The organism is Dongia mobilis (assembly GCF_004363235.1).
GTDB classification, from domain to species: Bacteria; Pseudomonadota; Alphaproteobacteria; order Dongiales; family Dongiaceae; genus Dongia; species Dongia mobilis.
Genome location: NZ_SNYW01000007.1, coordinates 511,171 through 534,651, shown reverse-complemented (window position 1 = coordinate 534,651; position 23,481 = coordinate 511,171). Strand labels below are relative to the sequence as shown.

Below are 23,481 nucleotides of genomic sequence, written 5' to 3'. Positions count from 1 at the left end.
GATGCCACCGCACCCTCCCCGCATGCCGCTATCCTCTCACATCCGACGGAAATGTCGCGCGGGAAGCTATTCCTCGCGGAAGGCGCGGTTCCAGCTGTCGGTGATGGGCGAGATGAAATAGTCGATGGCCCGGCGCTCGCCTGCCGCGATCAGCACCTCGGCCGGCATGCCGGGATAGGGGGCGACGTTCATTTCGGGCGGGAGGGTGGCGAGATCCAGTCGCACCCGGGCGATATAATAGGCAACGCCCGAGGTTTCCTCGACGAAGCGGTCGGCCGAGACGTTGATGACTTCGCCCTTGATCGGCGGCACGCGGCGCTGCTTGTAGGCAAGCAGGCGCACCTCGGCCGGCAGCCCGACATGGACGGTGTCGATGTCATCGGTCTTCACCTTGGCCTCGACCAGCAATTGCTCGTCCTGCGGTACGATGTCGAGCACCGGCTGGCCGGGGGTGAGCACCGCGCCCGGGCCGAAGACCTGCAAATTGACGATCCGGCCGCTCTGCGGCGCCCTGAGATCGAGCCGCCCCAGCACATCGGTGAGGGCTGCATGACGGCCGGCATAGTCCGAGCCCTCGGTCAGCACCTGCTGCAACTCGGACGCCACCTCGCTGGCCCGGGTCGAGCGCAGATTCTCGATCTCGATCCGCAGACCGGCGATGGTCTCATTGGCACCGGCGATCGCGGCCTGCAATTCGCCGATCTTGCCACCCAGCTCGGCGACCTCGCTCTCGAGGCCGCGCAGGCGCGGGATCTGGGCAAGTCCCTTGGCATAGAGGTCGCGCACGGTCACCAGCTGCTTCTCGGCGATCTCGCGCATCTCGCGATTGGCGGCGATCTGGCTTTTCATGCCATTGATCTGGTTTTCGATCTCGCCAATCTTGCGGTGCCGCATGTCGATGCCTTCGACAAAGGCGCTGCGGCGGGCGGCAAACAGGGATTGCTGCGAGGCAATCAGCGCGGCAACAGCCGCGTCGTCCCGGCGCGAGGTCAGTTCGCCCGGGAAGACGACAGCATCCGCGTCGCCCTGCTCGGCCTGCAGCCGCGCGATCCGGGCGAGGCGCGAATAGCGCTCCATGTCGATCTGATCGAGTGACGCCTCCACCTGGACCGGGTCGAGGCGCAGCAGCACGTCGCCCGCCTGGACCAGGTCGCCCTCGCGCACCAGCAATTCCTTGATGATGCCGCCTTCCAGGTGCTGCACGGTCTTGCGGTTGCTTTCGACCACGACGGTACCATCAGCGATGGCGGCACGGTCGAGCGAGGCCAGGAAGCCCCACAACAGGAAGCCACCGAGCCCAAGCGCGATGGCACCAAAGCCGGCAATCACATAGCGGCGCAGGCTGGGTTCTGGCCGCAGCAGGGTGCCGTCGTCGAAATCGATCGCGGTCATGACTTCACCAGCCTGGCGACGCCGCCCTGGCCCGGCACCGCGTTGTTGTCGTTCTTGCTGGCGGCGGTAACCGAACGCAGCACGTCGGCGCGCGGGCCGAACTGCGCCATGCCGCCTTCACGGAGCACCAGCAGCTTGTCACAGACACCGACGATGGAAGGGCGGTGCGTGATGAGAATGATCGTGGTGCCGTCGGCCTTGGCCGCCGCCAGCGCGTTCATCAGCGCCTGCTCGCCGCTCTGGTCGAGATTGGCGTTGGGTTCGTCCAGTACCATGAAGACCGGGCTGCCGAACAGCGCGCGGGCAAGGCCGATGCGCTGGCGCTGGCCGCCGGAAAGCGAGTAGCCCTGTTCGCCGATCTCGGTGTCGTAGCCATGGGGCAGCGCGCCGATGGTCTCGTGCACGTCGGCGCGGCGCGCGGCGGCCACCACCTCGGCCGGGTCAGCTGGCGCCATGTGCGAAATGTTGTCGCGCACCGAGCCGTCCAGCAGCGAGACCGATTGCGGCAGATAGCCGACGGCGCGGCCGAAGGCGGCGCGGTCCCAATTGACCACGTTCTGGCCGTCGAGATAGACGGCGCCGCCGGTCGGCCGCCAGACGCCCACCAGCAGGCGGGCCAATGTCGACTTGCCGGCCGCCGAGGGGCCGATGACACCCAGCACCTCGCCGGGCTCGAGGCTGAAGCTGATATTGCGCAGGACCGGGCGGTCGGCACCCGGCGGCACGAAGGTGAGGCGCTCGACATTGAGGCGTCCCTCCGGATTGGCGAGCGACATGCCGGCATGGCGGGTTTCGCTGCGGCCCACCAGTTCCCGGAGGCGGCGATAGGTGCCGCGCGCCGACACCCATTGCCGCCAGCCTTCGATCAACTGGTCGAATGGCAACAGCATGCGGCCCATGATGATCGAGGCAGCCACCATGGTGCCGGGCGTCGCCTCGCGCTGGATCACCAGGATGGCGCCGATCGACAGCATCGCGATCTGCAGCATGTAGCGGATCGTCTTCGAGGTGGCGGAAAGCGCCCGGCTGCGCTGGTTGCCCTCGTCGAGGCCGGCGAGCACGCGGCGCTGGTCCTTCTCCCAGCGGCCGGCGATGGCTGGCAGCATACCCATGGCCTGGATCACCTCGGCATTGCGCAAGGCGGCGGAGGTGGCGCCCATGCTCTTAACCGCAGCCTCGTTCGCCTCGGCCAGCGGACGCCGCGCCACGATCTCCATCGCAATGCTGAGCGAGATCAGCAGGAAGGCGGCAAACAGGGCCATGAAGCCGTAGACCGGGTGCATCAGGAACATGACGGCAAGGAAGAGCGGCGTGAACATCGCCTCGAACGGCACGTTGATGGCCGAACCGGTGATGAATTGCCGGAGTTCGGTGAGGTCACGCAGGGCCTGGCCGGGATTGCTGGTACGCCCCTCGAGCGCGCCGTCCACGGCTGCCTGCAGGGTCGGCTGCTGCAGGCGGCGCATCAGGCGATGGCCCAGCACGTGATAGACCCGACTGCGGATGTAATCGAGCGACCCCAGCAGCATCAGCCCGCCGGCCGACACCACCACCAGCATGGCGAGCGTGTCCATGTTGCGGCTGCCGAGCACGCGGTCATAGACCTGGATCATGAAGAGCGGCACGATCAGCTGGCAGAGGCAGAGTACGGCGGTGAGGATCGCGACAAATACGAAACCACCGCGCAGGGTGCGGATCGCATCCTCGAAAGCGGTGTTGTCGGTGCGGGATTTGGCGAGAGCCATCTTCAGGCACCCCGCAGCAGCTGATGGGCGACAAGGCCGAAGGCGGCAAGGGTCGCCAGCAGGGCCCACAGCCGGAGCAGCCAGGGCTGGCGCGGCTTCAGCAGCGCCTCCATGCTGCCGAGGCGCTTGTCGGTCTTCTGCAGCAGCGTCTCGAAGCGCAACTCGAAGACCTCGAGCGCGCCCACACGACGCTCGATCTCGGGCAGGGCCAGATCCAGCCTGGCCAATGCGTGGCTCAGGCGGTCATGCATCTCCTGGTCGAGGCCGCCGCGTTCTTGGGCGACGCTCACCAGCTGGCGCAACTGGCCCTGCAGGCGCTGGTCGCGGGCGCGGATCTCGCCCAGCACGGCGGCGCTGACCGGGCCGATGGAATTGCCGCGACCGCTGCCCTCCTGTGCCGGCTGGCGGCGCAACTCCAGCTCGGCACTGCCATCGGCGGTCATGGCGACGACCGATACCGGCGAAGCCCGGTCGATCTCGGCAATCGCCGGAATGTTGGCGATGAAGGCATACCGGCCGTCGCCGATGCCGTTCGCCACCAGATCCGGACGCGGCTGGCTCGCCTCCAGCCGCACGATCAACTGCTCGCCCTGGCGGATCTCGACCGAGAGCCGCTCCGAGGGATCGCTGCTGTTCCAGGCCCAGCCATAGATGCGGTCCGGTTCGATCGCGTCGATATAGCCCTGCAGGCTGGCCGCCTCGCCGGCACGCCCGCTGCGATCGGCCATCTGGCCCAGCAATTTTTCCGCATTCGCCGACATGTCGTGTTCCTGCATTCCTGCTCTGTCTCAGACTTCCGCTACAGCGACGGGGCCCGCCCGCCTCGCGCTGCGCGCCGCCCTTGCCTGTTGCCCAGCCGGCCACTCCTGTTGCCGTGCCGGCTGGGCATCGCGCCCCGCCAGCAGGGCCCGGTAGGTCGCCACGTGATCGGCGGCACACATTTCGATGGTCCGGTGCGGCCGGATCCCTGCGACAAGGCGTTGCCAAAGCTGGGCGTCCGCCGCCGCACCGGCCAATACATCGGCCAGGGCCAGCGCGTCGCCGGCACGAAAAGTGATGCCGTCGGTGCCATGCGCCACCGCCTCGGCCATGCCGCCGATATCGCTGGCGATCACCGGGCGGCGATGGGCAAAAGCCTCGTCGATCACCAGCGGCGCGTTTTCCCACCACAGCGACGGCGTCACCACCCAATCGACCTCGCGCATCAGGCGCGGCAACTCCTCGGCCTGATAGGCGCCGTGCCAACGCGCGACCGGCCCGAGGTGCCTGAGAGCGGCATCGAGATCGGCCTTGAAGCCGTCGCTCTGGAAGGGAGCGCCGCCGAAAATGTCGAGCCGGAAGGAATCCGGCGCCCGCTCCTGCAGCAATCTCGCCGCCTCAAGCAGCACGAGGATCCCCTTGTTGGGGGAGAGATTGCCAAAATAGGCGAAGCGGTTGCGCCGTTGGCCGCGCTTGAGCGGGCGGTGCGGCGCCGCTTCCGCGAGCGGCCGCGCATTGCGGAGGACGGCGATGCGCTCGGGCGCCAGGCCCCAGGCGATGAAGCGCCGGCGCAGGAATTCGGACGGTGCCAGGAACTGGTCGACCACCGAGAAATGCGTCTTCAGATGCCGCTCGCGCAGCACGAACTGTTCCATCTCGAGTTGCGGGAAGCAGCGGCGGCAGGCATCGGGTGATGCCGCCTGGCAGAGTCGCCGTTCGCCGGTCGTCACCATCTGACCGTCATGGGCGCAGATGGCGTAATAGTCGTGCAGCGACAGCAGGATCCGGGTACGCGGCAGCACACGGCGCACCAGGAACAGCATTTCGACGCCCAGCAGCAGGATATGGTGGAAGTGGACGATGTCGGGCTTCAACTCGCGCAGCAGTTCGCTGAACTCCGGCACGATGCCATGAAGATCGATCTGCGACAGGTAGAAATTGTCGAAATGGCCGGTCCACATCAGCATCTCGTCGCGCCTGTGCCCGATGCCCTGGAAAACGGTGCCGGGCCGCTGCGTACGGTGATGCTTGTCGACACAGCCGACGAACATGCTCCCGATCCCCGGTGTCATCGCCAACTGCCGATGCAGGTCGCGGGCAAAGATCTCGGTCCCGCCCGGGTGCAGCGCCGGGTGGTTGTGGCAGAGATGCAGGACCTTGAGGGGTCCAGCCGCCGCGTCGCTGGTATTCGTCAAATCGTCACTCCTTGCCCGCACCGTGGCTGTCGTAAAGGGCGTTGCCGGAACGGGCGCTGCCGGAATGCGGGCTCCGGGTAAACACGCAAATGTCCTGGAAGTTCTCGGCCCGGCGACCGCTCCAATGACCGAAGGCGACCGGCCGCGCGAGGTGGAGGCCGCTGGCGGAAGCCTGTTCCAGGAACCAGCCGTGATCGCAGGCCACCGCCGCCATCGGATGCGCCGGGTCGGAGACATAGGCGGGACCCGGCCCGCCGGGATCGAACGGCGGCCGCGCCCTGCCCGCGGCGGCAAGGTCACGATTGATGGCGTCGAGCAGGAAGGCGGTGACGAACAACCGCCCGCCGGGCCGCAGCAGCCGCGCCGCTTCAGCAAGATAGAAGGCTGTATTGGCCGCCTCGAGATGCGTCACCACAGAGGTCATGAAGACGAAATCGACCGACGCACCCGCATAGGGCAGCGGGTCGCGGCCCTCGCGCAGGGTGCCAGCCGGGTTGTAGAGCGCGTTTTGATAGTCGAGGTGACGGAAGGAAAAGTTGTCGTAGACGGCGGCGATATTGGCCACCGCCCAGGCGATCCCCTCGGCCACCACGTCGAAACCGGTATAGCGGCCGAGCGGCGGTTCCAGATACTGGGTCAGCGGCAGCGCCATGCGGCCGAGGCCGCAGCCGATCTCAAGCACCTGGTGATCCGGCGCAAGTCCACCCAGTTCGACAAAATGGCGCAGGAACTCACAGCCGATGGCGCGGAAGTCGCCGTCGCCGACGAAGTTCCGCTCCTGCGGCGGTACCGGCAGGAATCGGTTGCGCCGCGTCAGGCGCAGCAATTCCGCGAAGGCGATCTCGTCGGGGCGGGCAGCAAAGGCGCGTTCGGCACTCATGCAGCCGGCCTCTTGCCGCGGCGCTCGAAGCGCGTCATTAGATCGGCCATCGCCCCGTCCCAGCGCTGTGCCGCGAGCCAGCGGTTGTAGAGACCGGCGACGCTGCGCTGGTAGCCGGCGTGACGGTTGATCGATTTACGCTCGAAGTGATAGAGCACGGCGTCCGGGCAATAGCAGATCTCGCCGCCTGCCTGGCGCAGCTTGAGGCAGAGATCGGAATCCTCGTAGTCGCCGATGATGTAGTCCTCGGTGAAGCCGCCGACCGCCAGAAAGGCCTCGCGCCGCACCATCAGCGCGGCTCCGGTGACGGCCGGCACCTTGCGTGCCTTCAGGGCCGGCGCGAAATCCCGCGGCGCCCCCTTGTGGTAGTGCAGGTTGAGCCAATGCCCCCCGGCATCGCGGGCGAAGCGCATGCCGGCATGCTGCAGCGACTGGTCGTCGAACAGCAGGCGCGCGCCCGTGGCGACGACATTCTTGCGCCGCAGCGGCGCCGCCTGTCGCTGCATCCAGCCGGGCGCCTCCGGCACGACGTCGGAATTGAGCAGGACCAGTACATCGCCCCGCGCCAGCGCGGCGCCGGCATTGTTGGCGGCCGCATAGCCGAAATTGCCCGACATCACGGCGATGGTCATGGGCAGGCCGTAGAGCTGATGGAGGCCGCTGAGGAAATGCACCAGATCGGCGCGCTGCTCGGGCGAATCCAGCACGAAGATCAGCTCGGCCCGGCGCATCGCGGGATCGGTCGCGAAGGCACCCAGCTGGAAGCGAAGATAGTCGAGATTACGGTAGAGCGGCACGATCAGGCTGAAGCGCGGCGCCGCCACGGGTTCGCCGAATTGCACGATTTCCGGCGCCTGACGGCGGGCGAGGTGCTGCCGGTGCAGCGGCACGGCGGCCGGCGCCACGATGCGGGCGATCGCGTCCGTCGTCAGTTGTTCGGGCGGCACGCCGCCCAGCACCGCGTCGCGCAATTCGGCCGGATGGCCCGCGGCGAAGCGGGCGGCAAGCTCGATGATGCCGCCTGATGAGAGATGGAGCCGCAGGATCGCTTCGCCCGCCGGTTCCAGCAACTGGCCGAGATGGGCGACGAAACCGAAGGCCGCGGGCCGCGCCTTGTAGAGCTTGTCGATGTCGGGTCGCGGGAAACGCAGCCAGACAGGATCCAGCGGCAGCGGCGCCGACCCGCCCGCCTGCAGTTCGGCGCCGGCCACCAGTTGGTGCGGGTCGCGCAGCCAGCCCCTGATGAAGATCCCGCCAGCGCCATCCGCCACCAGCAGTTCGACGGCGGCATTGACCGGGGTGTTGCGCGCCAGCAGGTTGCGCACAGCCGGCGGGCTGAACAGGTCGAGTTCGCGCCGCAGCGCCGCCCCGGATCCGTCCTCGTCCGGCATGTCGGCGAAGGCGCGGGCAAGAAAGGCGCGCATCTGCGCCGCCAGCTGGCGCCGGGCCCCGAGCCAGTCGAGCAACGGCTTCTGCGGCATTGCCGGCAGCTGAAACACGGCATGGCCGGCAGCGCCAAAGACGACAATCAGCGATTCTGCGTCGATGGCGTCGCGTTGCAGCAACAGGAAGGCAGGTCCCTTGCGCAGCTGCAGCGGCCGGCAGGGCGCACGCACGACGCCATTGGCGCCGACCACCACGACATCGGCCACGTCGCCGATACGGCTGTCCAGCGGCATGCCAGCCAGGACAAACTGGCGGTTGACAACTGCCTCCGGCATGGCCGCGCACATGTCGGGGACCAGCAGGCGCAATAGGCGCCGGCAGAAACGGGCATAGCCGGCATCTTTACCGAGGCGGAACAGGCGTGGCCAGGCATCGAGCGCCTGGCGAATGAGGCGCTGGCAGCCCACCGCATCGAGCCCGGCGGCAAGAAGCCCGGGATCCACCGGCCGCTCCCCGCGCGGCGCGACGCGCGCCAGATGGCGCCCCTTGCCGTCACAGCAGAAAACGGCAGCATCCGGGTCGATTGCCATGACCGCAACGACGCGCTCGCCGCCGTCCCGGCGTGGCAGCCTAACGCGGCTGGCTGGGCCGCTTCGCGCCATGCCGGCCGCCGTCACCTTGAGATCCTCCAGCGCGACACCTTCCGGCAGGCAGCCGCCCGGCCAGGCTTGCGCCTCCAGCGCAACCAGCGTGACGCCACCGGCCAGACGAAAGCATGGCAGGACGGGAAGGTCGCGCACCGTCGCCCCGGCTGGAACCGCAGCCGCCGCCTCGCCATGATGCTTGCCAATGCGCTCGATCGGATGAACCAGCATGCTGTCTCGGAATTCCGGTCTGTCCAGGTATCCAGCCCTCCGGCCGGCTTCCCGGCCTTCGCCGGGACAGCGAAGCGCCGCATGCCGGACCACGGCATGCGGCGCTTGCTCCGTCTATCAGCCGATGACGAAAAAGGCGCTGGGGTTCGCCTGAACGTCGGCTGCACTGACTCCGACCAGGGTGATCTGGTCGCCATTGCCGAAGTCGATCACGGCATTGCCGTTGACGTCGGTGACATGACTGGCCACGTCGTCCGCCGTGGTGATGTCGAGGCCGTTGATGTTCTTCGCGATCTGGACGATGTCCTCGCCCTCGTCGAAGTCCATGATGACGTCCTGGCCACCGCCGCCGGCGAAGACGAAGGTATCGGAGCCCTGATTGCCCCACAGCACGTCGTTGCCAGCGCCGCCGGCCAGCAAGTCGTCGCCCCGGCCGCCCGACATGAAGTCGTCGCCGTCGCCACCCTGCAGCTGGTCGTCCCCGTTGCCGCCGCGGAGGGCGTCGTTGCCTTCCCCACCCGACAGCCGATCGTCGCCATTGCCGCCGGTGATGTCGTCATTGCCGAGGCCGCCAACAACGGTATCGTCACCGGCACCGCCGTTCAGCCAGTCATCGCCCTCGCCGCCGTCGACCTGGTCGTCCCCGGAACCACCATTGATGTAATCGGCATCATCGCCGCCGAAGATCTTGTCTTCGCCCGAGCCGCCAACGATGCGGTCCGAACCGGTTCCGCCGTAGATCGTGTCGTCGCCGGAACCGCCGTTGATCCAGTCATGGCCGTCGCCGCCATCGATGAAATCCTTGCCACCGCCACCGGCGATTGCGTCGTCACCGCCACCACCAAGGATGTGATCTCCTCGGCCGGTGCCGACAAGACGGTCGGCAAAGTCACCGCCCGGAATTGTCGCCATCGTCATTCTCCTATTGATCTGAGATTGCTGGTCGTTGGTGCCGAAACCGAACGTACTTGAACAGCAAATATAACGCGGCGCAACATTTGTATTGTTATATAACTATGACCTTAATTCTAAGAATTGTGTTTTATTGGAACCTATACTTGGGTGATACGCGAAGCCGCTGCGCCATCACCTTCGCCAAGCAGCAATGCCTCCCACCTGGGCAGCAGGGTGACTTGAGAAAACCCCGATTCTGCGCGCTTTCTTGCCTGTCTGCGCAAATCTTCGGCAGCCTCCTGCCGTCGCAACGCGCAGGCCATCACTTCTTCCAACTGCAACACGTCGCGAAAGTCGACCAGTTCGGCCGCGTCAGTTCCCGACACCACCTCCCGCACCGGCGCGGTGTCGGCGGCGACGATATGACAGCCGCAGGCCATTGCCTCGACCAGCGACCAGGATGGCACGAACGGCACGGTCAGATAGACATGCAGCGAGGAGATTTGCAGCAGGCTGCGATAGGCCGCCCTCGGCAGCGTGCCAAGGAAGTGCACGCGCTCGAGCGGCAGATCGGGAAGCATGCGCAGCATGCGCTCCCTATATGTCTCGCCATTCGGCAGCGCGCGCGAATAGAACGCCCTATCCTCGCCGGCAATGGCGACATGCACAGATTTGTCACGCCGCAGCAGTCCGTTGATCGCTTGCATGAAGTGCGGAAAACCGCGATAGGGTTCGAGGCCGCGCGTGGCGTAGGTCACCAGTTGCGAGACGCCAGTGAAGTCGACCTCGCCAATGCAGCGCGGTGCAGCCGGATCGGGCCGGAAGAAGTCCGTATCCACACCATCATGCAGGGTCGTCAGTTTGTGCTGATAGCTGTCAGGGAGAACACGGCGCTGAAAATTCGTCGGCACCACACCGTAATCGACGTCTTCCAACGCCATCAGGATCGGGGCGTTTAGCGTTCTGATCCGGCAGGCCTTGTCAGGCGACATGCCGCCCAGCGGCACGCCGAGCAGGGCCAGATCGGTCACCTTCAGATAATCGGCATCGCTGTCATGTGGATGATAGAACCACTCAAAATATCCGATCAGGCGTGCGCGCGGAAAAACCTCGCGCAGATAGAGCGCAACACCCCAGCCACAATGTGCGAGAATCACATCAGGCGTGAACCCGGCGTCGCGCAGCCGCGCACAGGCCATGTAGATTGCCTGCCCCATCAGCACGTCCGCTTCAAAACTGTGCAGATAATGATGCGTCGTCGGCGCTGGACGCCGCCGCGGCTCGGTACGCAACAGGGTGATGTCACCATCGCTTCCGGCCTGCACGGAATTCATGAAGACAACACGATGGTGAGGAGAACGCGCAATTCCCGCTGCAATCGCGCCGAACTGGCCGGGATAGTCGCGGTGGACGAAGAGCACGTTCAATTTTCAGGATCCCACATTCTTGCCGAAAGCGGCGACCGAGCAACCAGGTTCGGCATTGAAATTGCGATGTCACATTGAAGGCGCAAGATCAAGATCGATGCAAGTACAACATCGGAATTATTGGTACGGAGTTTACGAATATTATCATCAATAAGTAATTAGTGCGCCGACACAGCGTGTTTGATAACGTCGCGACGATTTCGAGTACTTGAAAGAGAGGAAGTAAAAACAACATGCGTCATGTACTCGTGACCGGCGGAGCCGGATATGTCGGCAGCCACGCCTGCCGCGCCCTCGCCAAGGCCGGCTATTTGCCGGTGGCACTCGACAATCTTTCGACCGGGCACCGCTGGGCAGTGCGCTGGGGTCCGCTCGAGATCGGCGACGTGGCCGATCACAAGACTGTCTCGGCCGTGATGGCGAAATACCGGCCGCTGGCGGTGATGCATTTCGCGGCCCTGTCGCTGGTGGGTGAGTCGGCGAGCCAGCCAGGGCGCTACTACGACAACAACGTTTCGGGCACGCTGACTTTGCTGCAAGCCATGCGCAGCGCCGGCATCGAGCGCTTCATCTTCTCCAGCACTTGCGCGACTTACGGCCAGCCGGACAGCTGTCCGATCGCCGAGACGGCGCGGCAACAGCCGATCAACACCTATGGCCGCAGCAAGTTGATGGTGGAGACGATCCTGCGCGATTTCGCCACCGCCTATGGTCTGCACGCGATTGCACTGCGCTATTTCAATGCGGCCGGCGCCGCCGCCAATGACGGCATCGGCGAGGCGCATCCTTGCGAGACGCATCTTATCCCGCTGGTGATCGAGGCGGCGCTCGGCCGGCGCGGTCCGGTGCAGATCTTCGGGACCGACTATGCGACGCCGGACGGGACCTGCCAGCGCGACTACATCCATGTCAACGACTTGGCCGATGCGCATGTGCGCGCGCTTGAACTCAGCGCCCAGCAGAGCGGGTTCCAGGCTTTCAATCTGGGTACCGGCCGGCCCTATTCGGTGCGCGAGATCGTGGCGGCGGTGGAAGCGCGTGCCGGGCGGGCGGTGCCGCAGCAGCTGGGGCCGCGCCGGCCCGGCGATCCCGACGCACTGTTCGCCGACCCGGCCCGCGCCCGTGCGGCGCTGGGCTGGCAGGCGCGGGAGTCGGATCTCGACAATATCATCGGCTCGGCCTGGGCCTGGCATGCCTCACTGGCCGGAGCGGTATCGGAGCGGGAGGTGCGCCTTGCCGTTTGATCCCGTGGCAGCCGGGCGCCTGCCCGCCGGCGTGCGCCTGGTCGAAGCCCGGCGCCATGCCGACAAGCGTGGCTGGTTCATGGAGCTGCATCGCGGCAGCCTTGTTGCAGGCGGCGGCGCGGCGGGCGATGCAGCCAATGATGCCCTGCCCTTTTTCTGCCAGGACAATGTTTCGCTGACCGCAGCCCCGGCGGCCGTGCGCGGCCTGCATTTCCAGCGACCGCCCTTCGCCCAGGCCAAGCTGGTCACGGTGCTGGCCGGCGCCATCCAGGATGTGATTGTCGATCTGCGACCCGGCTCGCGCGAATTCGGCCGAGTCACCAGCTTTCACCTGTCCGCGTCCGCCGATCAGCAGCTTTTCGTGCCGGTGGGATTTGCCCACGGCTTCTGTTCGCTGCAACCGGAGACGATCGTGCATTACAAGGTTTCGGCGCCCTACGCACCGGCGGCCGAGGGTGGCATTCTGTGGAACGATCCGGATCTCGGCATCGACTGGCCCTTCACCGCGGCGGAGGTTCTGGTGTCGGAAAAGGATGCCGCGTGGCCCCGCCTGCGCGATCTGGCGCCGATCGAATGGGCCGCTTGAATGGCTGGCAACGTGACCATTCTGGTGATCGGCCGCAACGGCCAGCTGGCACGGGAACTTGCCGCACTGAGCTGGCCCGGCGGTGTCAACGCGGTTTTCCTCGGGCGCCATGACATCTGCCTTGCCAACACACTGGCGGCGAGACGGCAAATCGCGGCACTGGCCCCCTCCGCCATCATCAACACTGCCGCCTTTTCCCGGGTGGATGCCGCCGAAACGGCGATCGATGCCTGCTGGGAGCTGAATGCCCGCCTGCCGGCGCATCTCGCCGGCTTGGCCGATTCGCTGGGCGTGCCACTGCTCCACGTCTCGACCGACTACGTCTTCGATGGCGCAGCCCAGGAGCCATACGGTGAATCGGCGACCACCAATCCGCTTTCGACCTATGGCCTCGCCAAGGAGGCCGGTGACCGGGCCGTTCTGGCCGCTACGGGGCGAGTACTGGTCGTGCGCAGCGCATGGCTGTTCGGGTGGCACGGCGACAATGTCCTGACGCGGATACTTGCCCGATGCCACCAGCTTTCCGGCGCCGCCCTGCGCATGGTCGACGACCAGATCGGTTCGCCGACACCGGCCGCAGCCCTCGCCGGGCTGTTGCAGGCACTTGCCTTCGAGCTGATCGGCGGTCACCGCAGCTTGCCGCGCCTGCTGCATTTTGCCGGCCAGCCGCGGACCAGCTGGCACGGCTTTGCTACCGCGGTCCTGGATACCTGGTCGCGGGCCGGCCATTTCGCGGCGCGCCCCGCCCTTGCCGCCATACCGAGCAGCGCCTATCCCACGGCGGCACGGCGGCCCGCCTTCAGTGTGCTCGACTGCCGGACCGCCACCGCCCTCGGTTTCCCGCCACCCGACTGGCGCGACGCCCTCGACCGGCTCGCCCGCGGCTGGACGGAAAGGCGGGCGGCATGAAGGGCATCGTTCTTGCCGGCGGCAACGGCTCGCGCCTCTATCCGATGACCGCGACCATCACCAAGCAGTTGCTGCCGATCTACGACAAGCCGATGATCTATTATCCCATCGCCACGCTGATGCTGGCAGGAATCCGCGAAATCCTGCTGATCACCACGGCAAAGGATGTCGACCGCTATGACGAATTGCTGGGCGACGGCAGTCGCTGGGGCCTTTCCATCCGCTATGCCGTCCAGGAGCGGCCCGAGGGAATCGCGCAGGCCTATGTGATCGGCCGTGATTTTGTTGGCGGCCGGCCAAGCGCGCTCATTCTCGGCGACAACCTGTTCTTCGGCAGCGGGCTCAGCCGCCGCCTCAACCAGGCCGCGCGCCTCACCCGCGGCGCCCATATCTTTGCCACCCGCGTCGAGGACCCGGAGCGCTATGGCGTGGTCGACCTTGGTGCTGACGGGCGGCCGCTTGCCATTGTTGAAAAGCCGATTCACCCGCCGGGCAACTGGGCGGTCACCGGCCTTTATTTCTATGACGGCAGGGCGTCCGATTTTGCCGCCGAGCTGCGCCCCTCCAGCCGCGGCGAACTGGAAATCACGGACCTCAATGCCCGCTATCTTGCGGCTGGGGAGCTGGTGGTGGACCGGCTTGGCCGCGGTTTCGCCTGGCTCGATACCGGGACGCCGGAATCGCTCAGCGCCGCCACGCAGTTTGTCGGCACGCTGGAGACGCGGCAGGGCGTCAAGATTGCCTGCCTGGAGGAGATCGCGCTAACCCAAGGCTTCATCGATGTCGACAGTTTCGCCCGCATCGCCGCACGCGCGCCGGCCAGCGCCTATGGCCGCTACCTCAAGTCGCTGCTGCAGGATATCGAGATTGACGGCGCGCAATTGCGCGCCATGGCCGGTTGAGGACCAAAGATGACCAGCCATGAATACTGCAACATCCGGGCACATGCGGCTGCCGATACAGTGAATCAACGACAGGGGTCGGCGATGATGCCGTCTTTTTTTGGTCGGTTGTCGTCTTTTTACTTGCCGGGCCCGGGCCAATTCTTTCCGGCAACGCAAGGCGGCAGGGCGGCCGGGCTGACATCAACAAGCCGGCCCGTTCTTTCGCAACGCGACCTGTTCGCATATCTCGTATCGCAAGGGAGTTCAGCGTGATCGGCGCAGCAACAGCTCGGCCACAGGACGTTCGCCACGACAAGATCCGTCCGGAAAAGCCGCCGGCGCGGGTTATCATCGGCCCGGATCGGCCGCAGCGCCTGATGTCGCGCAAGCCGCTCATTCTCTATGGCGGGCGGCTCGGCGAGTGGGCAAAGGCGCTGGCCGGAGAAGGCTGCGTTTTCGCCAAGGTGAAGCGGGTGGCCGACGACCACCTGCTCGTGCGAGACGAGACGGGCAGCGACCGGCGCCTCGTTGAGCCGCCGCTGCTGCTGCTCGGCATTGTCGGTTTCGACCGGAACGAGTTTGACCTGATGACCCGCGCCGCTTCCTGGCTGCAGCGCATTGGTGCGGCGCCGGATGCGTTCCTGGCCCAGGCGGATGACGGCGCCGCATTGTCGGCCTATCTGCTCGGCAATTTTCAGGAGATCCTGAGCGCCCAGGCCGGCAGCAATACGGCGCTTGCCCGGCAGCTCGCCCAATTGCGGCAGGAAAACGAGGACCTGCAGAACCGGTTCGCGGCGCTGGAGAGCTTTATCGACCGGCACGGATTGCAGCCCTTCGAATGCGCCTTCATCAATCCCCCGCCTGGCGACGAAGCGGGCCTCGTGGAACAAGGCGCCGCTTCGCCGACGCCGAATGTCCTCGAGATGGCGACCAACGGCAGGGTCTCGCAGATCCTGCCCGTGGCCAGCCTCGGCGTCAGTGCCATCGCCCTCCATGTCGCCAAGGCGCAGCCGCGAAGCGACGCCACGCTCAACGTGACGCTGCAATCGATCGAGGATGGACGCCAGATCGAACAATGGTCGGTGCCGGCCGCAGACCTGCCCGCCGGCTGGACCACGCTGGGCCTGCGCCAGGCGCTTGCCGGCCTGCGCCGCACCCTGCGGCTGTCGATCGCGGTGGAAGGCGACCGCGCCAGGCTGCCCGCGCTGTCGCTGGGCGGCGCGCAGCCGCTCGACCTCTTCCGCTTGCAGGATCCCGACCTCCAGCAATCGATCGCCGCTTCCTCGCTCGCGATGCGCATCTTCGTTGGCCTGCCCGGCGTGGCCCCGCCCAACCCGGCCGGCGTGGCGCCGCAGGCCGGCAGCGGACAAGGTGGCCAGGGCAGCGGCCTGCTGGAGCGGCCGCTGCCGGCCGACCTGCTGCGCAACGTGCAACAGGCGCGGCTCGATGCCGATGCCAGCCCGTTTGACGGCGTCGCCTATCTGGATGAGGAGCGCATCGTCTCATGCCATCCGCCGGCCTTCGGCATGACCATCGCCAGGCTGCCCCGGGGCTGTCCCGCCGGCACGCTTCGCCTTTCCGCAAACCTGTTGGTCGACCATGCGCAGTCGCGCGATGTCGAGTTCTCGCTGCTGGCGACCGGCGACGAGGGACGCGTCATGCCATTGCTGAGCGGCGTCGCCGAACCGATCGCCGGCGAGGGTTTTTCCGGCTGGGTAAGGGTGCCGGGCAAGCAGCCGCGCTTTGCCTCGCTGTTCATGGCGGGCGATGACACGCCCAGAGACCTCTATCTCGCGACGCGGATGGTCGAGCCCGGCAATCACGACTTTGCCTGGGCCCGGTTCCTCAACCTCCATGCCCTGCTGCAGGGCTGAGGGAGTGCGATCCATGGCGACCGGCACCACCGGCATGGCAGGCGATGCAGCCCTCGCACCCGCGACCCGCGAAGCGGTCGAGTGCCCGCGCCTCGGCATCGTTATCCCGGTCTACAAGCATTCCGTCCTGCTGACGGAAGCGGTGGAATCGGCGCTGGCACAGCAGGCTGATTTCGGCATCGCCGTCATCATCGTTGATGACGGCTGCCCGTTCCCGGAAACGCGGACCATCGGCACCGCCTATGCGCTGGCACATGACAACGTCCATTACCTGCGCAAGCCCAATGGCGGTCTCAGTTCGGCACGCAATTACGGGGTCGACTTCGCGCTCGAGATGTTTCCCTCGATCGAGGCGATCTATTTCCTCGATGCCGACAACCGCATCACCCCGCCGGCCATGCAGGACGTCTTTACGTTCCTGAAGGCGCGGCCGGAGATCTCCTGGGTCTATCCCAATATCGACAAGTTCGGCATTGCCTGGAATGGGGCCTATCACGCGCCCTATTCGCGTCTGCTGCACATCACCTTCGACAATATCTGCGAAGCCGGATCAATGGTGGCGCGCGAGGTGTTCGATGCCGGCATCCGCTTCGACGAGACCATGCGCGCCGGCTTCGAGGATTGGGAGTTCTGGCTGCAATGCATCGCCGCCGGCTTCACCGGGGCCAACCACCCCTTCTTCGGCTTCGACTACCGCCAGCGCGCGGAAAGCATGCTGCGCGATTCGCACCGCACCAAGGCGGCAATCATGTCCTATATCAGGGACAAGCATAAGGCGTTGTTTGCACCGGATACGTTGACCCGCTGGGAGCATGAGGAAAGCCCGCGCTTCGCGGCCATCGCCACCGGCACCTATGCTGTCTCGCTGTTCACCGATCCTGCGGCACCGCATCCGCGCATCGATCTCGAGACCTTCATCGAGCGCTACTGGGCAGCACAAGCCGAGCCCGATTCCCACGGTACCCCGCCCTTCATGTTATGGGCGGCACCGGCGCATTTCGAGGCGATGCGCCGGATCGGCGTGCTGCACAACGTCCTGTGGCACGCCGAGCGCCTCGCCGAGAAGCATCACCTGGTCGCCATCCGTCTGGAACATGATGCCAGCCGCATCTCGCTGGAACGGAACAGCGCCGGCAGTGCCGACTATCTCGGCAAGCGGCCGCAGGCCTGGGTCTGCTCCACCGACCTCTTCAAGGCCTGCGTCGAGGACATCTCCGACGAGTGGATCAGCTCGATCCGCAATCGCCGGCCTTCGCCGGACACGGTGGAACTGGTGGTGCGCGCGCCGTTCAAGGCGCTCGACCTCGACCGCGCCGTGCTGTCGGCCAGCAATTCCCTGCTCTCCACCCTGGCCGCCTTTCGCGATTCCAGCTATCGCCGGTCGCATCACGAACGCTGGACCTGGCGCGGCGGCTATTTTCCGCCAGTCAGGAACCATTACCGGCTGCTGCGCGAGGCACTGGGCGCCGAGCCGGTGATGCCGCGCGTGACGCCACCCGGCAGCCGCCGGCCGCGGATCGGCTTCCTCCTGCCGATCGGCTCCTTCGGCGGGGTCGAGAAGGTGGCCTATGCCATGGCACGCGAGATGACGCGGCAGGGCTACGAGGTCCATCTCTATATTCTCGGCAAGGCCAGCTGCGAGATCGTCTTTGATCCGGCGGATTTTGCCAGCATCAATTTCCTGATGGACGATTACGACCTGTGGGGCGGGCCCCATCATTTCGCCGGCCATGACATCCTGATGGCCCATGACGAGGGGGCGAAGCTCGAGCGGCTGCTCGGACTCCTCGCCGGCCTCGATGTGGTGATCAATTGCCAGGTGGCGCCGGTCAATGCGGTGCTAGGCGAATTGCGCCGGCGCGGCGTCAAGATTCTCTCCCATGTCCATGTGCTGGATCGGACTCGGGCAGGCCGTACTGCCGGGCATCCCTATGTCGGCCTCGCCTACGAACATATCTACGACCTCATCCTCACCTGCTCGGCGCAGATGGCGGATTGGTTCCATGGGATGGGGGTGCCGGAGGCAAAGCTGCTGCATGTGCCAAACGCCCCTTCCTACGAGATGCGCGAGAGCGAGCTGCGCCAGGCGCTGAAGCAGCGTGCCCGGCGCGGGATGCCGGAGCGGCTCCGCCTGCTTTTTCTCGGCCGCCTGGATTCGCAGAAGGGGATCGAGCGGCTCTACGCCGCCGCCAGGCTGGTCAAGCGCCGCAACTTGCCGGTGGAGTTCCGCCTGGTCGGCTCCGAGGTGCTGGCCGACGACTCGCGCGGTTCCTGGACCCGGCAGTTCGCCGATCTCGGCATCACGCTGGAGCCGGCGATCTATGGCAATCGCGGATTGACCGAGGCCTTCGTGAAGGCAGACGTGCTGCTGCTAACCTCGCGCTGGGAGGGGGCGCCCCTCACCATCCTGGAGGCACAGCGCGTCGGCTGCGTGCCGGTGGTGACCGATGTCGGCGCTGTCGCCGAGTTGGTCGAGCACGAGGTGGATGGATTGCTGCTGCGGGCGACGGATGATGCCGCCATCGCCCAGGAACTGGTGGAGGCGCTGGAGCGGCTGCTCGGCGACCCCCATCTGCTGGATCGGCTCGGGAACGGTGCGGCGCAAAGGGCCGCCGGCGTCACCTGGGCCGAAAACCTGTCGCCGCTCATGAGCCGGCTTGGGGCTTGGTTTCCCTTCAGGTCGGAGGAAATCGAGCTACGCCGAACCGTAACCTCGAGTCCGGTTCCATGAGCGGCGGCAACCCATACCGCCTGCGGATGCTCGCCGCGCTGCTGGCGATGCTGCTGGCGATGCCGGTGGCGGCGAGCGAGGCGCCCGGCTTCGTCACCGGCGTCGCCGCCGCCAATATCGCCTGGTCAAAGCCCGCCGCCATTCGGGCCACCATGGCCGAGATCGCGGCAGCCGGCTTCGGCTCGGTCCGTATCGGCTACAAGAACCCGGTCGAGGGGACCTTCCGCGCCCTTGACGCGGCGAAACAGGCCGGGCTTGAAGTCCTCGTCACCGTACCGCTGATCGACGGCGCGGTGGCGGCGGCAGGCGCCCAGCCGCGGCCGAAGAACCGGCATTTCTTCGCGGCCTACGGCCTCAGCCAGATCGATCTCGCCCGCTTCGATGCGCGCCTTGGTCTGTTGCTCGAACGTATCGCCGAGGCGGATCTGCCGGTGATCGGACTGGAGATCGGCAACGAGCCCAACTGGTCGGGCTATAACGGCGATCTCCCGGTTCTGGATGGGGGCCAGGTGGTGGACAGCCCGGCCGCTTGGCCGGCCGAAACCCGGCGTCGCGTCGAGCGCGGCCTCGATCTCTATGCGGCGACGATCGAGCGCACCCAGCAGATGCTGGCCGCAAATCCCCGTCTTTCCCATATCCGCCTGGTGACGGCGGGCCTTGCCGACATCAACACCGACTTCATCCACCGGGTCGGTGCGACCTATGTCGTGCCGGAAGCCTTCAATGCCTGGGTGGCCGGGCGCGGGTTGTTCACCAGGGTGGATGCCATCGGCATACACCTCTACGAGCCGCTGCGCGCCGCCCAGGTCACCGGCGATCGCGACCAGATGATCGCGCGGCAGCTCGACAGTTGCGGCCGGGAGCCTTTCGCGCTGCGTCCCTGTTGGATCACGGAATTCGGTGCGGCGTTGCCCAAGGAGGAATGCGCGCCGGACGATGCCCGGCGTATCGCGCTGATGCAGCCGCTCTTCGGCTATCTCGACCGCGCCGAGAACGCGACGCGCGTGCCGGTCGGGTTCTATTACGACTGGAACGAGGATGCGGGCTTCAGCCTCAAGCGTTGTGGCCAGCCGACCGAGCTAACCAGGAACCTGCCACGCGGTGGCAACGCCCATCAGCCCAACGATACCCATCTGCCTATCGACGGAGGAAACAACCCATGAAACGCCTTTGCTTCGGCCGCCAGCCCGCCGATACGCGCTATCGCTATCATCCGGGCCTGCCCTTCTCGGAGGGCCTGCCGCGCTCGAACAGCACGAGCTTCAGCACGCTGTCGCGGAATTTCTACCTGACCTCGAACAAGGGCAACATGCTGATCGGCGAAGGCTCGTGCCGCATCTTCGACTATGACCGGAATCATTCCTGCATGCTGAGCGTGCATGTCCTCCATGACGCCTATAAGGGCTCGAAGGAGGCGATGGATCTGCTCAACAACAATTTCGACGCCCTGGTACTGCCCATGGCGAACGAGATCCGACCCAACCTCAACCATGCCTCGCTGCTGAAGGTACTGGAGCAGATCAAGATTCCGGTGATCGTCCTCGGCATGGGCATGCAGAACGAAATGGAGGATCTGAGCGTCCTGGAGTCGGCCACCGTCGAGATGCTGCGCTGGATCGACGAGAAGGCGCGTGTTTTCGGCGTACGAGGCACCTATACCGAGGGTTGGCTGAAGAAGATGGGTTTCAAAAATCCGACGGCCCTGGGCTGCCCCAGCATGATGCTCTATCCGGAGAACATCCTCGGCATCAGGGCGCCCACGGGCAAGCCTGCGGACTACCGCTTCGTCACGGCTGGCTACCTGCAGAAGAAATCGGTGCGCGGCAAGCAGCTGGCAAAGTTCTTCGAGGGACAGAAATGCTCCTATGTCTTCCAGGACGAGATCTTCCTGTTCAAGGACGAGTTGCAGGGCCGCGACTTCTTCGACGATTCCCGGAGCCAGCTCAGGCAATCGGTGATCGAGCCGCTGATGAGCGAGGCGATCGGCGCCCGGGCGCCGTTCGACAAGTATTTCTATTTCGATTCGGTCGAGGCGTGGCGGCAATGCTATGGCTGGCACGACATCTTCATCGGCGACCGCTTCCATGGCGGCGTCGCGGCACTGCAGGTCGGGCTGCCCACGGCGATCCTGTTCAAGGATCTGCGCGTCAAGGAGCTCAGCGAGTTCTTCGGCGTACCACATACATCTGTCGACAAGGCCTGCACCATGGGCATTGAGGCGTTCATGGCGGAGTACCTGTCCGAACAGCGCATCGCCGCCTTCCATGACGTCTATCGCACCCGCCTCAGGAACTTCCACCGCCACCTGACCGAGGCCGGCATGGCGATGACCGAGGGCGAGGCCCTGGCGCAGATGGCGGCCTGATGATGCGGTCAGCCCTGCGAACCACGATAATCGGCGGGTCCAATACGGTGATGCAGCCGGGCTATCTCGGCCAGCTCGTCACCATGTCGGCGCAGCGCGGCGTCCCGCTGGAGATCGTTGCCGATCTGGCCATCGGCGGCACCACCAGCGCCTTCGGCCTCTATCAGCTGAAGACCAGCGCGGCGCTGGAGCAATCCGACCTGCTGCTGATCGAATATGTCATCAACGATGCCTTCATCTATGGCGACGAAAGACGGCAATTCAGGCACTGGGCGCGACTCTATGAGGGCATCATCCGCCATGCCCTCGCCCGCAACCCGAAACTGCGGATCTGTACCCTGATCTTCGGGGCGCGGAACGGGTCCTGGCTCAGTAGCGTGCCGGCCATCGATGCCGGCATTCATTACATCTCCGACTACTACGGTACCGATTGCATCGATCTTTCCCGCGCACTCATGCGCCGGTTCGGCCGCGAGGTGGTGAGCGATGCGGGCTTCTATGCCGACCAGGGACACTATGCGCGCCCCGTCGTTACCGGCCTGGTGGCAGATCTGGCAGCCGAGGCGATCCAGCGCCTCGCTGCCGGGCGCTGGCAGGAAATGCCAACTGCCGGCCTGCCGCCGGCGATCGATCCCGATCACTTTGCCGCGGCTGAGGTGATCGATGCCGCAACGCTGTTCGCGGCGGCGAGAGATGCCGGGATGGCGGCCTATCACAACCGGCGCTTCAGCCTGGATGCGGTCGACCTCGCCGAGCATGAGGTGTCGCTCACGCTGGAAGGCGGGCTGCTGCTCGGCATCTTCCATGTGAGCGAGCCGCAGACGGCGCCGCTGGCGCTCTATCGCAACGAGATGGGCTATGCCTGCTCACTGCTGAAGGGTGGGGTGCGCGACGGCAAGTTCAAGTTCCTGGCCGCCATGCTGCCCTGCGAGTTCCTCTATGGCGCCGATCTGCTGAAGCCACTGGGCGTCGAGACGATCCGGCTTGGCCGAGCCATGGCCGGCGACGCGCTGAAGCCCCATATCGCCAAGGACAATGTGGCGCAGGACGCCGCCGCGGAATCGTCGCAGCGCCTGCCGCTGATGGGTATCCTCCACAGCGGCAAGCGCCTTGACCTTGCCATCCGCCGGCGAGACACCGGCGCCGCGCTGGCCGCGGAATAACGGCCGGAGACGCTTAGATTCCGGCCTGGGCGGGGCCGAACAGGCTTTCGTAATGGCGCTTCTGCCGGGTGGCGCCGATGACGGCATTGCGCATCAGCACGGCAACCGTGACCGGGCCGACGCCGCCCGGCACCGGCGTGATCCAGCCGGCGATCTTGGCGACGGAATCGAAATCGACATCACCCACGACCCGGGTGGAATTGTCCGGCAGCGTCACCTGGTTGATGCCGATATCGATCACGGCGGCACCCGGCTTCACCATCTCGGCGGTGATGAGGCCGGGCTTGCCGACGGCGACGAAGAGCGCGTCGGCGCGGCGGGAATGAACCGCGAGGTTGCGCGTCATATGATGGCAGACCGTGACGGTGGCGCCCTCGGCCATCAGCAGGAAGGCGATCGGCTTGCCGACGATCTCGGAATGGCCGACCACCACCACTTCGAGCCCGGCCAGACCGAGGCCGGTCTGTTTCAGCAGCTCGACCGAGGCCATGGCGGTGCAGGGGCCAAGTTCCAGCTCGTTATAGACGATGTTGCCGATCGAGGCCGGGTGCATGCCCTCGACATCCTTGAGCGGGTGGATGGCGGCCTGCAATTGCTTGATGGAAAGGTGGTTCGGCACCGGTCGCTGCAGGATGATGCCGGTGACGCGCGGGTCGGCATTCATGCCGTGGATCGCGGCCAGCAGCTGTTCCTGGTGAATGTCGGCAGGAAAAAGCAGTTCCTCGAACTGGATCTCGGCCTTCCCGGCATTGCGCTTCTGGTTGCGGACATAAAGCTGCACCGCACTGACATCGCCGACCGAGATCGAGCACAGTTTCGGCGCCCAGCCGCCGGCCTTGAGGTCGGCCACCTGTTTGCGGGTTTCGGCCAGCATCGCCGCGGCCACCACGCGGCCATCCAGTTCTGCATGCGACATGACATTCGCTCCGGTTCGCTTCCGGGGCGCTTTTAG

18 protein-coding genes are annotated in these 23,481 nt (G+C 65.9%); 9 read left to right on the top strand and 9 right to left on the bottom strand.

Annotation, left to right across the window (positions count from 1 at the left end; all coding sequences use genetic code 11):
- Positions 1 to 66: 66 nt before the first annotated feature.
- The 8 genes from A8950_RS08195 to A8950_RS08160 all read right to left on the bottom strand — a co-directional run bounded on the left by A8950_RS08195 (position 67) and on the right by A8950_RS08160 (position 10,767).
- On the bottom strand, positions 67 to 1,392 hold the full coding sequence (locus tag A8950_RS08195) for an HlyD family type I secretion periplasmic adaptor subunit (RefSeq protein ID WP_133613134.1): 1,326 nt from the start codon (positions 1,390 to 1,392) through the stop codon (positions 67 to 69).
- Entirely contained in the window at positions 1,389 to 3,137 is a 1,749-nt protein-coding gene (locus A8950_RS08190; RefSeq protein WP_133613133.1) for a type I secretion system permease/ATPase, read from the bottom strand. Before A8950_RS08190 ends, A8950_RS08195 begins: the two co-directional genes overlap by 4 nt.
- A gap of 2 nt (positions 3,138 to 3,139) precedes the next feature.
- Entirely contained in the window at positions 3,140 to 3,898 is a 759-nt protein-coding gene (locus A8950_RS08185) for a hypothetical protein (RefSeq protein WP_133613132.1), read from the bottom strand.
- Positions 3,899 to 3,925: 27 nt separating this feature from the next.
- Positions 3,926 to 5,311 (bottom strand): glycosyltransferase family 4 protein, encoded by a 1,386-nt coding sequence (locus A8950_RS08180; protein WP_243735566.1) that lies wholly within the window; start codon positions 5,309 to 5,311, stop codon positions 3,926 to 3,928.
- A gap of 4 nt (positions 5,312 to 5,315) precedes the next feature.
- Positions 5,316 to 6,191: a class I SAM-dependent methyltransferase gene (locus A8950_RS19790; protein ID WP_133613130.1), complete on the bottom strand. Its 876-nt coding sequence runs from the start codon at positions 6,189 to 6,191 to the stop codon at positions 5,316 to 5,318.
- The gene (locus A8950_RS08170) at positions 6,188 to 8,452 is read right to left on the bottom strand and encodes a glycosyltransferase family 2 protein (protein WP_133613129.1); all 2,265 of its coding nucleotides are present in this window, start codon (positions 8,450 to 8,452) and stop codon (positions 6,188 to 6,190) included. Before A8950_RS08170 ends, A8950_RS19790 begins: the two co-directional genes overlap by 4 nt.
- A 117-nt stretch (positions 8,453 to 8,569) precedes the next feature.
- Positions 8,570 to 9,364, bottom strand: coding sequence for a calcium-binding protein (locus A8950_RS08165; RefSeq protein WP_133613128.1), 795 nt, complete (start codon positions 9,362 to 9,364; stop codon positions 8,570 to 8,572).
- A 140-nt stretch (positions 9,365 to 9,504) separates the two neighbouring features.
- A complete protein-coding gene (locus A8950_RS08160) occupies positions 9,505 to 10,767 on the bottom strand; it encodes a glycosyltransferase (protein ID WP_243735578.1) in 1,263 nt (420 codons plus the stop codon).
- 239 nt (positions 10,768 to 11,006) lie between these two features.
- On the opposite strand from A8950_RS08160, the gene galE reads away from it, so the two are divergent.
- From galE to A8950_RS08120, 9 genes are all read left to right on the top strand, one after another.
- On the top strand, positions 11,007 to 12,017 hold the full coding sequence (galE, locus tag A8950_RS08155; RefSeq protein ID WP_133613126.1) for a UDP-glucose 4-epimerase GalE: 1,011 nt from the start codon (positions 11,007 to 11,009) through the stop codon (positions 12,015 to 12,017).
- Complete coding sequence (rfbC, locus tag A8950_RS08150; RefSeq protein WP_243735565.1) at positions 12,007 to 12,603, top strand: dTDP-4-dehydrorhamnose 3,5-epimerase; 597 nt, start codon at positions 12,007 to 12,009, stop codon at positions 12,601 to 12,603. The genes galE and rfbC overlap by 11 nt, the downstream gene beginning before the upstream one ends.
- Positions 12,604 to 13,512: a dTDP-4-dehydrorhamnose reductase gene (gene rfbD, locus A8950_RS08145; protein WP_133613124.1), complete on the top strand. Its 909-nt coding sequence runs from the start codon at positions 12,604 to 12,606 to the stop codon at positions 13,510 to 13,512.
- Positions 13,509 to 14,414 (top strand): glucose-1-phosphate thymidylyltransferase RfbA, encoded by a 906-nt coding sequence (gene rfbA / locus A8950_RS08140; protein WP_133613123.1) that lies wholly within the window; start codon positions 13,509 to 13,511, stop codon positions 14,412 to 14,414. Before rfbD ends, rfbA begins: the two co-directional genes overlap by 4 nt.
- Before the next feature lie 251 nt (positions 14,415 to 14,665).
- Positions 14,666 to 16,270, top strand: coding sequence for a DUF6212 domain-containing protein (locus tag A8950_RS08135; RefSeq protein ID WP_133613122.1), 1,605 nt, complete (start codon positions 14,666 to 14,668; stop codon positions 16,268 to 16,270).
- Positions 16,271 to 16,283: 13 nt separating this feature from the next.
- Positions 16,284 to 19,001 (top strand): glycosyltransferase, encoded by a 2,718-nt coding sequence (locus A8950_RS08130; protein WP_166645061.1) that lies wholly within the window; start codon positions 16,284 to 16,286, stop codon positions 18,999 to 19,001.
- Positions 18,998 to 20,164, top strand: coding sequence for a hypothetical protein (locus tag A8950_RS19430; RefSeq protein ID WP_166645060.1), 1,167 nt, complete (start codon positions 18,998 to 19,000; stop codon positions 20,162 to 20,164). The genes A8950_RS08130 and A8950_RS19430 overlap by 4 nt, the downstream gene beginning before the upstream one ends.
- Entirely contained in the window at positions 20,161 to 21,366 is a 1,206-nt protein-coding gene (locus A8950_RS08125) for a polysaccharide pyruvyl transferase family protein (RefSeq protein ID WP_166645059.1), read from the top strand. Before A8950_RS19430 ends, A8950_RS08125 begins: the two co-directional genes overlap by 4 nt.
- Positions 21,366 to 22,529 carry an SGNH/GDSL hydrolase family protein gene (locus A8950_RS08120; protein WP_208109791.1) on the top strand — a complete coding sequence of 388 codons (1,164 nt, stop codon included), beginning with the start codon at positions 21,366 to 21,368 and terminating at the stop codon, positions 22,527 to 22,529. Before A8950_RS08125 ends, A8950_RS08120 begins: the two co-directional genes overlap by 1 nt.
- Before the next feature lie 13 nt (positions 22,530 to 22,542).
- On the opposite strand, the gene A8950_RS08115 is transcribed toward A8950_RS08120, so the two are convergent.
- Positions 22,543 to 23,445: a bifunctional 5,10-methylenetetrahydrofolate dehydrogenase/5,10-methenyltetrahydrofolate cyclohydrolase gene (locus A8950_RS08115; RefSeq protein ID WP_133613119.1), complete on the bottom strand. Its 903-nt coding sequence runs from the start codon at positions 23,443 to 23,445 to the stop codon at positions 22,543 to 22,545.
- Positions 23,446 to 23,481 lie beyond the last annotated feature (36 nt).

Excerpts from the sequence above, each read along its gene's own strand:
- A8950_RS08195 (WP_133613134.1), bottom strand. The coding sequence starts at position 1,392 with ATGACCGCGATCGATTTCGACGACGGCACCCTGCTGCGGCCAGAACCC.
- A8950_RS08190 (WP_133613133.1), bottom strand. The coding sequence starts at position 3,137 with ATGGCTCTCGCCAAATCCCGCACCGACAACACCGCTTTCGAGGATGCG.
- A8950_RS08185 (WP_133613132.1), bottom strand. The coding sequence starts at position 3,898 with ATGTCGGCGAATGCGGAAAAATTGCTGGGCCAGATGGCCGATCGCAGC.
- A8950_RS19790 (WP_133613130.1), bottom strand. The coding sequence starts at position 6,191 with ATGAGTGCCGAACGCGCCTTTGCTGCCCGCCCCGACGAGATCGCCTTC.
- A8950_RS08170 (WP_133613129.1), bottom strand. The coding sequence starts at position 8,452 with ATGCTGGTTCATCCGATCGAGCGCATTGGCAAGCATCATGGCGAGGCG.
- A8950_RS08165 (WP_133613128.1), bottom strand. The coding sequence starts at position 9,364 with ATGGCGACAATTCCGGGCGGTGACTTTGCCGACCGTCTTGTCGGCACC.
- galE (WP_133613126.1), top strand. The coding sequence starts at position 11,007 with ATGCGTCATGTACTCGTGACCGGCGGAGCCGGATATGTCGGCAGCCAC.
- rfbD (WP_133613124.1), top strand. The coding sequence starts at position 12,604 with ATGGCTGGCAACGTGACCATTCTGGTGATCGGCCGCAACGGCCAGCTG.
- rfbA (WP_133613123.1), top strand. The coding sequence starts at position 13,509 with ATGAAGGGCATCGTTCTTGCCGGCGGCAACGGCTCGCGCCTCTATCCG.
- A8950_RS08130 (WP_166645061.1), top strand. The coding sequence starts at position 16,284 with ATGGCGACCGGCACCACCGGCATGGCAGGCGATGCAGCCCTCGCACCC.
- A8950_RS19430 (WP_166645060.1), top strand. The coding sequence starts at position 18,998 with ATGAGCGGCGGCAACCCATACCGCCTGCGGATGCTCGCCGCGCTGCTG.
- A8950_RS08125 (WP_166645059.1), top strand. The coding sequence starts at position 20,161 with ATGAAACGCCTTTGCTTCGGCCGCCAGCCCGCCGATACGCGCTATCGC.
- A8950_RS08120 (WP_208109791.1), top strand. The coding sequence starts at position 21,366 with ATGATGCGGTCAGCCCTGCGAACCACGATAATCGGCGGGTCCAATACG.
- A8950_RS08115 (WP_133613119.1), bottom strand. The coding sequence starts at position 23,445 with ATGTCGCATGCAGAACTGGATGGCCGCGTGGTGGCCGCGGCGATGCTG.